The 12,306-nt window shown below is 69.3% G+C and carries 8 protein-coding genes; all 8 read right to left on the bottom strand.

Annotation, left to right across the window (positions count from 1 at the left end):
• Positions 1-167: 167 nt before the first annotated feature.
• A complete protein-coding gene (locus TA90_RS00130; RefSeq protein WP_043534002.1) occupies positions 168-797 on the bottom strand; it encodes a hypothetical protein in 630 nt (209 codons plus the stop codon).
• 79 nt (positions 798-876) lie between these two features.
• A complete protein-coding gene (locus TA90_RS00125; RefSeq protein WP_043534001.1) occupies positions 877-1,941 on the bottom strand; it encodes a 3-isopropylmalate dehydrogenase in 1,065 nt (354 codons plus the stop codon).
• 177 nt (positions 1,942-2,118) lie between these two features.
• A complete protein-coding gene (locus TA90_RS00120) occupies positions 2,119-2,508 on the bottom strand; it encodes a hypothetical protein (protein WP_043534000.1) in 390 nt (129 codons plus the stop codon).
• Between the two features lie 31 nt (positions 2,509-2,539).
• Positions 2,540-3,292, bottom strand: coding sequence for a TetR/AcrR family transcriptional regulator (locus tag TA90_RS00115; RefSeq protein WP_052450297.1), 753 nt, complete (start codon positions 3,290-3,292; stop codon positions 2,540-2,542).
• A gap of 81 nt (positions 3,293-3,373) precedes the next feature.
• Positions 3,374-4,051: a TetR/AcrR family transcriptional regulator gene (locus TA90_RS00110; protein ID WP_043533998.1), complete on the bottom strand. Its 678-nt coding sequence runs from the start codon at positions 4,049-4,051 to the stop codon at positions 3,374-3,376.
• Entirely contained in the window at positions 4,044-4,772 is a 729-nt protein-coding gene (locus tag TA90_RS00105) for a TetR/AcrR family transcriptional regulator (RefSeq protein WP_052450296.1), read from the bottom strand. The genes TA90_RS00110 and TA90_RS00105 overlap by 8 nt, the downstream gene beginning before the upstream one ends.
• Positions 4,773-4,943: 171 nt before the next feature.
• Positions 4,944-5,078 carry a hypothetical protein gene (locus tag TA90_RS15710; protein WP_269419909.1) on the bottom strand — a complete coding sequence of 45 codons (135 nt, stop codon included), beginning with the start codon at positions 5,076-5,078 and terminating at the stop codon, positions 4,944-4,946.
• Between the two features lie 246 nt (positions 5,079-5,324).
• Positions 5,325-12,305: an Ig-like domain-containing protein gene (locus tag TA90_RS00100; RefSeq protein ID WP_147513284.1), complete on the bottom strand. Its 6,981-nt coding sequence runs from the start codon at positions 12,303-12,305 to the stop codon at positions 5,325-5,327.
• Position 12,306: the final 1 nt, after the last annotated feature.

Genomic DNA, 12,306 nt, shown 5'->3' with positions numbered 1-12,306 from the left:
TTCCCGTGTGGGACCAGTCTAGTTTCGCTGCGGACAGGCACGGGAGGACGGTTCCGTCGTGCCCGCCGGCAGGACGAGGGTGGCCCGGCGCCCATGCCTCCTTCGCGGTGCGGGTCTATCCGTCGAGCTCACGAACCCGACGGCACCCCGACCGCCCTGCCATTGGCTCAGGGCAACGCGACCCGCCGGACCCGCCCGATCCCCACACCCACCGCGCATCCCGCCGCCACTGCGAGGAGCACGGCCGCGTTGAAGACGGACTCGGCGAGCATGCGGTGCTGGCTCGCGAAGAAGATGCTGAAACCCGGTGCTCCGCTGGTCCAGGTCAGGAGGGCCAGCACCAGACCGGCGGTCAGCGCCGAACCGAGGTAGCTCCGCAGTGGGCTGCGACGGGAAGCGAGCACCGCGCACACCGCGAGTGCGCCGACAGCCGGCCCCAGGTAGGGCTCCACCCACAGGAGATCCATCGGGACCAACACGAGGCGCCAGATGGCGTCGAGCGCGACCAGCGCCGCCCACCACCCGATGCTGCGGCGAACGTCGTCGCCCCCCAGCGGGGACACCCACAGCGTCGCGGCGAGGACCAGGGCGCCGGACAGCAGCCACCCCAGCACCATGGCCACTCCCTGGACCGTCCAGAACGCCAGGGCGACCTTGTCCGACACCTCACCGAGGAGCAGGTCCCAGAGGGCTCCGCGCGCGGTCCCGAGCACCAGGACGACGATCCCCGAGAGCGCCCAGCGCAGGCGCGGATCGTCGAGGGTGCGAGCCGAGACGCGCGTCGATGCGGGGGTCATGTCTCCACTTCCACCACTGCGCCACCGCTCCTTGTGGCGGATCGGGCCGGGGATGCCGCCGTGGCCGTCGCCCCTCGCCTCAGCGGACGAGGGCGCTCAGCGCATCCCCCACCTGCGAGGTGGAACGCACCAGCGGCTCCCCCGCCTGCGCGGCGGCGGCGCGGGCCTCCATGTCCACCCGGATCGCCGCACGCACCCGCTCGGCCTCCGCAGGGTAGTCCAGGTGGTCCAGCATCAGCGCCACCGAGGCGATGGTCGCCGTCGGGTCCGCCTTCCCCTGCCCCGCGATGTCGGGGGCGGAGCCGTGCACGGGTTCGAACATCGAGGGGTAGGCACCCTCGGGGTTGATGTTTCCCGACGCCGCCAGACCGATCCCTCCCGTGACGGCACCGGCTTCATCGGTGAGGATGTCCCCGAACAGGTTGTCGGTGACGATCACGTCGAAGCGCCCCGGGTCGGTCACCAGGAAGATCGTCGCCGCATCGACGTGCAGGTAGTCGTGGGCCACCTCGGGGAACTCCTCCCCCACCCGCTCCACCGTGCGCGCCCACAGTCCCCCGGCGTTGACCAGCACGTTGTGCTTGTGCACCAGGGTCAGGTGCTTCGCGGGACGCGCGGCGGCCATCTCGAACGCATAACGCGCGACACGCTCCACCCCGAAGGCGGTGTTCACGCTGACCTCCGTGGCGACCTCGTGGGGCGTGTCCACCCGGATCGCCCCGCCGTTGCCGACGTAGAGGCCCTCGGTACCCTCACGCACGACCACGAAGTCGATCTCACCGGGGTGCGCCAACGGGGTCGGCACCCCCGGGTACAGGACGCTCGGGCGCAGGTTCACGTACTGGTCCAGCCCGAAGCGCAGCTTGAGCAGGAGCCCGCGCTCCAGGACGCCCGAGGGCACCGAGGGGTCACCCACCGCACCCAGCAGGATCACGTCACAGGTCTTGATGGCCTCCAGGTCCGCCTCCGGCAGCACCTCACCGGTGCGGTGCCACCGTCCCGCCCCCAGGTCGAAGACGTGGCGCGCCACCTCCACCCCCGACCCCGCCAGCACGGCGTCCAGGACCTTCAGGCCCTCGGGCACCACCTCCTGACCGATTCCGTCTCCGGGGATCACTGCAAGGTTGAGCGTCGTCGTCGTCATGGGCGCCATTGTCCCCGCCCCGCCGGGCCCCCCGTCGCGGGTTCCGCCATGTGGGTGGGCGCGCCCGTGTGGTGGGGTCCGGATTGACGAGGGCGTCCCTGCCCACCCGGGGTCAACAGCATCACCTACCGAACCATCCAGCAATTCCTTCTGGGTGCTGACTGCGGGACCCCTTTCTCAGTGGACCTCGATCAGCCGGGGGCGCGGACCTTCAAGTCTCGCCACTGCGATCTTGACCTCGGTCAGCTCACGCTGCAACCGCTCGAACCTCTCGTCCATCCGATCGAACCGCTCGTCCATCCGATCGAACCGCTCGTCGACCCTCCTGTCCGAGGCCTCGAACCGCTCGTCGATCCACCTGTCCGAGGCCTCGAACCGCTCGTCGACCTGTTCGAACCGTCTCTCCATCTTCTCGTCCAGGGCCCGGATCTCGCCGCTGAGCTTGGTGTCGAGGTGGCTGATCTGCTTGCTCACGTGGGAGACGACCCAAGCGAAGCCCGACGCGAGCGTGAGGAGCAGGGCCACCACGCTGGCGATCGTCGTGAGGATCTCCGCCGACATGTACATACCCCCATTCTCCTCGTGATCCCGGTCCGTGTCACTGATGAGAAGGTATCCGTCCCGTTCCACTCCCGGCTCCACGGACGCCACTGCCTGTGGATGGAGACGACACGCCCACCCCTGTGGGCTGTGCGGGTGGGAGCGCCGCGGGTGCTCCGAGCATCTCCCGCAGGGCGGTGTTCATCTGCTCCCACATCTCGGCGGGCTCGATGTCCTGGCCGGTCTTGAGCCACTGGAGGCGGAATCCGCTCACCACGGCCATGGCTCGGCGTGCGAGCGCCTCGGGGTCCTCCACCCCGCGGGGCACCGTGGACCGGAAGTGCCCGAGCAGTCTCTGCTCGCGCTTGAGGAAGTAGTCGTGGGCGGGGTGGTCGGGGGTGATCGACTCGGACTCGAGCACGGTGTAGAGCCGGGCACGTCCGGGATTCTCGGCGTCGAGGCGGATGAGGATGCGGCACAGCCTCCACACCCCCGTGTCGCTCGGGTCGGACGTGGGCGGTGGTGGTTCGTCGCCGCGCTCCTCCACGGGCCCCGCCCGGGCGAGCTCCCGGATGACGGAGTCCGTGAAGTCGGAGTCGACCGTGTCCAGCACGGCCTCGAGCAGGTCCTCCTTGGTGTGGAAGTGGTAGAGGATCCCCGTCACGGTGAAGTCGCACTCATCGGCAACGTCCTGCAGCGACGTCCCCCAGAATCCGCGCCGACCCAGCAGTGCCGTGGCGGCCTCGATGATCTGGTCACGCCTGTCCGCGGCCCTGAGGCGGGTGCGCCTGCGCTCTGTTGTGGTCTCCATTCACCGACTCTAGGGGGACCTTCGTCCCTGTGCACGGGATGGGTCTGCGCCGACCCGCCGAGCCGGCCACGTCCGTGGGCATCATCCCTGCTCCGGGTCGCTCCCGTCGCCACCGGACCGGTCAGCGTCCCTGCGCAGCAGGGGGATGCCCTCCACCATGGAGTCCCACATGGCCAGGATGTCGAGTCCCTCCGGATCCCTCAGCCACTGCACGCGCAGCCCGCTGATGAGTCCCATGGCCATGCGCGCGATCGACAGGGGCCTCTCGACCGTGCGTGCCACGATCACCTCGTAGGAGTCGAGCAGACGCTGCTCACGGCGCAGGAAGAAGTCGTGGGCCGGGTGACGGGGATCGGTGGACTCATTTTCCAGCATCGAGTACAGCCTGGTGCGGGAGACGTCCTTGGCGGAGATGAGCACCAGGACCCGGCAGATGGAGGCGAGATCCACCCCCTCCAACGGGTCTCCCAGTCGGTAGGTCGAGGTCTTGTCGCCTCCTTCGCGGGTGGCGTCATTGATGTAGGCGCGGTCGAGGGAGTCCAGGAGCGCCCGGAGCAGGGCCTCCTTGGACTCGAAGTGGTACAGGACCCCCGCGACCGTGAAGTGGCAGTGGTTGGCGATGTCCTGCAGGGAGGTGCCCCAGTAGCCATGGTGACCGAAGAGCTCCTCGGCGGCGCCAAGGATCTGCGCCTGCCTCTCCTCCGGCTTCAGGCGCTTGCGCCTGCGGGATGTGCCGTCCGCCGTCGTCTCCTCACTCATTCTCCGCACCCTCTCCTGCTCCCCGGACGGCACCCGACTCCCCCTGGGCGTCCTCCCGCGGTCCCCCCTCGGCGTCGACCGGCCGGGGACCCACCGGGGTCCGGTCCGCGAGCACGGGGATCTCCTCGACGATCTCCTCCCACAGGGCCACCATGTCCACGCCGTGCGGGTCACGCAGCCACTGCACGTGGAGTCCGCTGAGCAGCCCCATGGCCATCCGGGCCACGCCCATCGGGTCCCCGTTTCCCTCGGGCACGGTGGAGGCGTAGCTCTCGAGGGCGGCCTGCTCGCGGACCCGGAAGTAGGCGTGGGCGGGGTGGCCGGGGTCGGTGGACTCGTTCTCCATGACGGAGTAGAGGTAGGCGGCCTCGGGGTCCGTGACGGTGACGCGCACGAGGATCCGGAAGAGCTGACCGATGGTGATCCCGGGGACGCCACGCCCCAGTTCGAAGGTGACGCCGTCGCGGTCCATCTCGTGGGCGCAGGCCGCGAAGAGCCTCTGGTCCATGGCGTCGAGCACGGCCTGCATCAGGCCTTCCTTGCTGCCGACGTGGTAGAGGATCCCGGTGACTGTGAAGTCGCACTCGTCGGCCACGTCCTGCAGGGAGGTGGCCCAGAACCCGCGCTCCCCGAACAGCTTCGTCGCCGCCTGGATGATCTCCTCCAGGCGAACATCCGGGTCCTTGCGTGTCCGTGTGTGTCGCCGGGTCGAAGTTGTCATCACCCCATCATGACATCACCGGGTCCGAAGTCCCATGCGGGGCAGGGACGCCCAGCGGTCCACGCGGTCGGCTCCGGCTGGTCACGCGCCTGTTCGGACGATGATGTCGGCTCGCTCTCACACCGGTGGCGGGGAGCACGCATTGACATCGGCACCGGGGACGAGGGCGGCTCAGCAGACCTGGTCCGCGGACAGCAGCCGGTTGATGACCGTGCCGAGCAGGTCGCCCAGCAGAGCCGCAGACACCTGCGCGAGGTGGTCACCGAGGAAACGAGCAGGGTCGATGTCGTCGGGCGCGACGGGCATCGTCGGGGCCCTTTCGAGATGGACGTGAAGAGATCTCTCGAAGGATCGCACGGTCACCGTCGCCGGGTTCACAGCGACGCGGCCACCCCCTCCGTGCACCACGCCATTGGACGCACCCCGACGCCACGACGCTGTTCCCCCGGCGTCGACAGAACTGCCGCCACCGAACGAGGGCGCAACCAGGTGCCCGGGCACAGGAGTGGGGGGTCTGCGTCCCTGTGGGACGCAGACCCCCCACGCCCAGTCTCAGCGGAGCGAACCCTCCACAGTGATCCTGCGACGCCCGGACAGGAGAGCCAGTCCAGCGATCGTCAGCACCATGCCGACAAGCCCCAAGGTGATCAGCAAGACGGAGTCCGCACCCGTGTGGGCCAGTCCTCCTGTGCCAGCGCCGGTGCTGGGACCGCCTGAACCGTTCTCGCCACCACTGCCATCAGGCGAGCCGTCGTCACCGGGCTGGGCTGCCCCGACGGTCGTCGTGGCGACGATGGTGACCTCGTCCTCACCGAGCACCAGGTCGAGGATGCCCGAGGAGTTCGCCTGCACCGTTGAGGCAGGGTCCACCCCGAACTCCGTGTGAGTGGCGTCCTCGCCCCGGGCAGCCAAGGTGCAGCGTGTCCCCACAGGGACCGTGGCTCCGCCCAGGTGCACCTCCTGTCCGTGCGTCAGACGGAATGAGGCCAACTCACCCACCCCGACGGGCCGACCGTCAGATGTCGAGCAGCTCAGGGCATAGTCCACCGAACCCGGGGCTCCACCACCGATGGCGATCCAACTCGCACCGCCCACCAGGTTCGCACTCGCCACCCCGGGTGCGCCGTCCTCCCCGCGCACCACCTGGGTGAGGGACAGACCGGCAGACCAGTCGTAGGTGTTGACCAGGACCACCCGCTGTCCGGCGGGCACCTCGGCCCCACCGGCGACGCTCTGCTCCACAGTGACCGTCCCACCCTCGGGGGTCGAGGAGCGCCGGGTCTCACCGAAGGAGCCGACCTCTCCCTGCTGGTTCACCGTGCACCGGGCACCCAACGGGATCCCGTCGATGCGTACGCTCGCACCTCCGGTGGCGACGGGGACCCGCGTCATGTCCCCCAGGTCCACCTCAGTGCCGTCCAGCGTGCAGACCACGTCGGCCAGAATCTGTTCCGGGGCCGTCGCGGCTGCCGCTCCATCGATGCGTGCCTCCACGGCGATGGACCCAGTGCCTGCGGGGATCTCGACCACCGTGACGGTGGCCAGTGCCCTCACCTCGGTGCCCGCGACGCGTCCGTGGACCTCGAAGGCCCCTGGCTGGGCGTACTCCTGGGCGGTGATGCCATCCCACGTCACGGCCACCTCCCGCGTGGTCCCATTGGCCAGGACGGCGGTGACCAGGCCCGGCAGCCCGGGAGCGGTGCCGACCGTGGTCTCCACCTCCACCGGCGTGATCTCGACGATCTCGTCAGGGTCAGGAGTGGCCTCGTGCACGTACACCAGGGCATGTGCGGCCACACCCGGGTGGTCCGTGAGGTGCCCGGTGACCACGAAGGCCCCGGACCGGGCGTAACGCGCCGGGTCGATCTGGTCCCAGGTCACGTCCTCGTCCGCAACGGAACCCTCCACCCGGGTGACGCTGACCGTGGAGGGCAGCACCGGGGCGCTCCCGACGGTGGTCGAGACGGACACGGTCATGGTGCTGGTGATGTCACTGGCACCCAGGATCTGCACGAGGGCCCTGGCGGGGATGTCGCTCCCCGTCACGGCACCGGTGATGACGATCTCGGGCTGGGTGCGGTCCAGGTCCTCCGTGAGGTCCCACTCCACGGGCAGTTGCCCGGAGGAGCCGTCCGCGTAGGTGACGCGTACGGTGGAGGGCAGGGACGGTGCAGCGCTGCCCTTGACGGAGGTGGTGACCTCCTCCACCGAGACCACGTCCGCAACCCCTGACACCAGGGCGTCGGAGACCTGGTAGGCACTGTTCCAACCGCGCACACCGATCGACCCGCTGGAGTGGCTGGAGTCCTCGACGTCGATGACGGGGGTGGTCATGTCACCTGCGAACACCTGGATGTGGGAGCCGCGCGCCACCACCCGCAACTGCACGGGTTGGTTGAATGCGATGCCCGGAACCGTTCCGGACTCCTTGATCGAGGTCCACCCGTTGTCGGCCTTTCCGAGGATCACATGGCCGGTCGTGGTGTCGATGCCCGCGTAGTAGCCGCGGTAGGTGTCGGCGCCCACGCCCGGGTCGCTCACGCGGAACAGGAGTCCCGCCTGGTTGCCCTCGGTCACACGCACATTCGCCTGGTAGACGAGGTCGTCGGGCGCAGCAGCATCCGCCACTGCCTTCTCGCCGCGACCCCAGGCCGTGTCCCTCTTCACGCCCAGTGACGGTCCGGTCGTGGACCAGGTCCCGCCGTACGTCCTCCAACCCTCGACCCCGGTGGAGGCAAAGGAGTCGGAGTAGCTGGCCACCGCCACGTGTGCGGTGACCGTCTCGGCGGACCCCACAACGGTTCCCCCGACATCCACCCAGGACCCGGCCCCGGCGAAGTCACTGGGATCCAACTGAGGCCAGGTCACCGCGACGTCACGGGTGGTGCCGTCGGGCAGCGTCTCCGTGGCGGTCGCGGGAAGGACCGGTGCCACTCCCACCCGCGTTAGGGTCAGGGGCACGCGCACGGTGGCAGCGGCTGCGGCGTCCTCCACCGTGACGACGGCGGTGACGTCAAGACCGGTGAGACGGCCCCGGACCGTGAAGGAGCCCGGTGTGGTGTAGCGGTCGGGGTCGGGGGTCTCCCAGGTCACCGGTGTCGACACCACGTCACCCGCGGAGTCCAACGCACTGATCGTGGCCGGCAGTGCGGGCGCCGTGCCCACGGACGTGGTCACCGCCGTGTCGGAGGCAGTCACGACGCTGGTGAGCGGACGCACAACGAAGGACGTGACCTCCGCTCCTGAGCGCCAGGTCCGCACCCCCACGGTGCCTGACGCGAAGGAGGAGTCCTCCTGGGTCAGGACTGGTTCCCCCATGTCATCGACGAAGAACGACAGCTGCGACCCGTCGGCCACCACCTTCAGGTGACGCGACTCGGACCCCTTCACGCCGGTGTCGGCGTAGGCCCACTGGATCGCGTCACTCCACTGGCCGTTGACCTGCTTGCCTGCCACGAAGTTCGTGGTGTGCTGCTCGACTCCGAGGTAGTAGCCGTCCCGGTCGTTGTCGGTGCCACTGGAGCGCACCCACAGACCACCGTTGCCGTAGGTCGAGGTCAGGCTCAACGTGGTCTCGACGATACCGTCGGCCAGGGTGAGCGCCCCACCCTGGACCGGGTCGCAGACGTGGGCGTAGGAGGATCTGTTGGCTGTGTTGCCGCCGTGGATCAGTCGGGAGCCGTCCGCAGTCCATGTCCCGTCCCCGCCGGGCGTCCAACAGTTCGCCCCCCCGGTGCCGAAGGGGTTGAGCACCTGGGCAACCGTGACGTAGGCGCGCACGACACCCTGGTGTCCCGGCGTGGTGCCGTCCACAGTGAAGTAGCCCGGTGACGCATACTGTGTGTCCTCCACGCCCTGCCACTGGACGGGGACCGAGCCCTGGCTCCCGTCAGTGAAGGTGACGTCGATGTCCTGGGGCAGGACGGGACGCTGGCCGGCCTGGGTGCGCACCTGCACCACGGGGACCGCGGCAATGGGTGTGAGGGTCTCCGAGACGGTGATGACTGCGCTGGCCTGCAGCGTGGACCCGGTCACGCTCCCCGCGAGAGTGACCTCGCCGATCTCGGCGAAGTCACTGGAGTCCACGCCCTGCCAGGTCACGGGGAGTTCGATCTCACGCCCGTCCGCTGTGGTGGCAACCACCAGACCCGGCAGGACGGGGACGGTGCCGACGGTGGTGACCAGGTGCACCGTGTGCAGGCCGGTCACGTCACCCTCGGGGACGACGACCACGCGTGCGCGTGCGGGGACACCCGTGCCGGGCAGTGTCCCGGTGACGTCGTGGGTGCCGGCGACCCGGGTGTCGAGGCCGGAGAGGTCCCACTGGACCTGCTCCGTGCTCGTGGCTCCGTCGGAGTGGTGCACCGTGACGGAGTCGGGGAGTTCGGCCCGCGCACCCTGGAGGACCGTGAGGGTGACGGCGTCACTGAGCACGGCACTGGCCGGGGAGTCCACGGTGGCGGGCCCGGCCGTGGTGACCCGGAAACGTGCGGCACCGTCGGAGGCGGCATCGACGAGGGCGACGCCCTCGTCCCCGTCGACGGCGAGCGAGCGGCCCTCCCGGGAGGTCAGCGTGAAGTAGCCGTCGGGGAGCAACGTGACCAACCACTGCTGTGCGGGTGAGAACCCCTGGACGTCGGGGGCGCCCGCGGCGCTGAGGGAGGGCGTGGCACCGGACCCGCTCAGTGCCAGACCGGAGTCACGTGAGACCAGGCCGACGTATCCGTCCAGGGAGGGCACGGCGCTCCACCGCTGGGCGGTGGTGGCATTGTCGTCGAAGGATTGGCGTGACACCCCGTCCTGGGTGCTTCCCAGGACCCGGGAGGCGGTGGCGTCCAGGATCTGGAGATCACCGACGGGCTGGAGGTACCACCTCTGGTAGTCGGATCCTGTGGCAGTGTTCTGCTGGACCGTCGGCAGGGCCGGGTCGGTGTCGTTGAGCTCCAGGACCTTCCCGGACGCGGTGTTGGTGACCAGGTAGCTCCCGTCGGCCTGCTGGGAGAAGGTGTAGCCCAGGTGCTGTCCCGGCATGGGGATGCTCTGGACGGCTCCCGCACCCACGCTGGTGGAATCACCCTGGGGGCGCAACACCTTCGCGGTGGAGCGGTTGACCACCTTGAAGCCGCCGGGTCCTTCCTCGCCCTGGGGTTCCAGCAGCCACTGCTGGGTGGAGACCCCTGTGGACGACTCGACGGGCGTGGTGGTGAGGGCGGCACCGTCTGCACGTGAGGCGTCGCTGACATCGAGTGCCTCGCCCGTGGCCCGGTTGACCAGTCGGTAGTAGGCGTTGAGACCGTTGATGTCGGACACCGTCGGCTCGGCGACCGTGTAGCGGCCGAGACGGTCCAGGGTCTTCTGGGTCATGCCCGCCAGCATGTACGTGGCCCACCCGATGTTCGAGCGGTTGCCGTCGCCCCGCTGGTTGTTGTTCCAGTAGTCGTTGGCGGCCGTGCCCAGGTACTCATTGGTGAAGCCCAGTCCGGATCCCTTCACGGAGTCAGCCATCTGGCCGTACTTGTCCCCCATGTTCGTGTAGAGCATGGAGTTCTTCTCCAGGAACACGGCGAAGTCCCGGTAGTGCTCGTCCCCGGTGGCCTCCCACAGCTCGTAGTACTCGGTGACGAAGAAGGCGGCAGCGACGTCCCCACCTGCGGCGCCGGCATGGATCTGGCTGATCCCGTAGGGCGGCAGGTGGTCATTGCCGTACATCACCAGGTCAGCCGAGGCGTCCTCGGGGTTCGTGGTCAGGTCCTGGACGTAGCTCCAGGTCTCGGAGTAGTCGGCGGCGAGCTGGGCGGCTCCCAGCCACTTCGCCCTGTCACCCGCGGTGGTCGAGTCCCGGTAGAGGGCCATGTAGGCCTCCAGGGAGGTCAGACCCATCTCACGGTCACGCTCAGAGGGCCCGCCGTTGTAGTCCTCCAGGGAACCCACGAAGTACATGTCCTTGGACTGGGTCTGGTAGGCGGCCTGCCCGGCGGCCAAGGCCTTGGTGCGGTACCCGGCCTCGCCGGTGGTGCTCGCCAGGTCCAGGAGCACGGGCACCGCCCAGATGCTCGGCGTGGCCGCGAGGCCGTCCCCGTAGCCGCGCACGGTCGCCAACCAGGTGGGGTTGTCGGTGCCCTGCTCGCGGTCCGTGAGGTAGGCGTTGAGGACCGCCGTCATGGCCTCCGCATGGGTGCGGGGGTTGGAGGAGACGAGTCCACCTTTGGTGATCTGGTCGTTGATCACGTTGCGGGCACGTTGCTTCATCTCCTCATCGCCGCGCTGCCACCCCTGGGCCAACTGGATCGAGGCCAGGTCGGCCTGTCGCCACAGGAACCCGCTGGAGGTCTGGAGCAGCTCGTAGTTGGTGGAGTAGACGCGCTTCCCGCCGGATGTCCCGTAGGAGTTGTAGATGTAGTCGACCATGGTGTCGAAGTGGGTCTTCGTGTCGACGCGGTCCACGGTGCGGGCGCTCTCGGCGAATGCCTGACGCCACACGGAGGTGACCATGTCGTCGAACGTCGCCGCACTCCCGTAGCGCAGCGCCATCCCCGTCTCCCGGTGCAGGTCCTGGGACAGCGGAACCATGCGTGCCGCGGTGGGTTTGCCGGAGTAGCGGTTGCGGTAGTTCGTGTTGGTGCCCGGGTAGGTCTGGAACAGTTCGGTCGCGCCGCCGGAGCCCGACAGCGCCCGCAACCCCAGGCTGGCGAGGTTGATGCGCGCGTCGACCAGTGTCTTGGAGGTCTGGGGGTCCTTGTCCGCCGCGATCGTCTCCCGCTTGCCGGGGGTGCGGTCCAGCAGCGTGAGGGCGTAGGTCGAGGACTGGTCCCAGGCGGTCACCAGGGGCGCGGTCATGGCGTCCACCGGTAGGGAGGTCTCCACCCCGTCGAAGGCCATGGTGTTGCGGTCCGTGAAGGTCATCGAGTCATTGCCGTACCAGGTGCCCGGGGAGAACCACTTGTAGGACCCGGGTGCCTTCCCTGTGGCGTCGGCGAGGGGGAAGGTGAGGGAGATCCCCTTCCCCGCGTCCGCGGCCGCGAGCGCGGTCACGTCGAAGGTGCGGGCGATCTCCAGGGTCCCCTCGGAGAAGGAGTAGGTGTCGCTCACCTCCACCACGGTGCCTGCCCCGACAGTGACGCTGGCAGTGGCGACACGGGTGTCACCCTGGGTGGTGACGTCCTCGTACGGAGCGTTGACGGTGGAGTACCCCTGCACGGTGACACCCACGGCGCCCGACGAGGTGCGCCACTGGGGCACGTCCTCCCGGTCGAGTTCGAGGACGTACCCCTGTGCGGAGCCCGAGGCCTCCACGAACCGGTAGGTGACGTCGTCCTGCTGGGCGACGACCAGGGGATCTGCTGCGGGCGTCGCGGGTTCCGCCGATGCGGGCTGTGCCCCCAGCCCGACCCCGGAGGCGACGAGGGCGAGGCCGGTGAGCATCGCCCCGGCACGTGCTGCCCAGGTGGGGAGGGCACGTCCTGCAGCCCGTGCGCCTCGCGCGGGGCCGCGCACTGCTCCCGGGCGGCGCGGCCGGTGTGCTGTGGTCTCCATC

Origin of the sequence: Actinomyces polynesiensis, from assembly GCF_000820725.1 — a bacterium.
In the GTDB taxonomy this organism is placed as follows: Bacteria; Actinomycetota; Actinomycetes; order Actinomycetales; family Actinomycetaceae; genus Pauljensenia; species Pauljensenia polynesiensis.
This window is presented reverse-complemented; position numbering and strand designations above follow the sequence as displayed.

Coding starts and splice junctions, on each gene's coding strand:
- TA90_RS00130 (WP_043534002.1), bottom strand. CDS start 797: ATGACCCCCGCATCGACGCGCGTCTCGGCTCGCACCCTCGACGATCCG.
- TA90_RS00125 (WP_043534001.1), bottom strand. CDS start 1,941: ATGACGACGACGACGCTCAACCTTGCAGTGATCCCCGGAGACGGAATC.
- TA90_RS00120 (WP_043534000.1), bottom strand. CDS start 2,508: ATGTACATGTCGGCGGAGATCCTCACGACGATCGCCAGCGTGGTGGCC.
- TA90_RS00115 (WP_052450297.1), bottom strand. CDS start 3,292: ATGGAGACCACAACAGAGCGCAGGCGCACCCGCCTCAGGGCCGCGGAC.
- TA90_RS00110 (WP_043533998.1), bottom strand. CDS start 4,051: ATGAGTGAGGAGACGACGGCGGACGGCACATCCCGCAGGCGCAAGCGC.
- TA90_RS00105 (WP_052450296.1), bottom strand. CDS start 4,772: ATGACAACTTCGACCCGGCGACACACACGGACACGCAAGGACCCGGAT.
- TA90_RS15710 (WP_269419909.1), bottom strand. CDS start 5,078: ATGCCCGTCGCGCCCGACGACATCGACCCTGCTCGTTTCCTCGGTGAC.
- TA90_RS00100 (WP_147513284.1), bottom strand. CDS start 12,305: ATGGAGACCACAGCACACCGGCCGCGCCGCCCGGGAGCAGTGCGCGGC.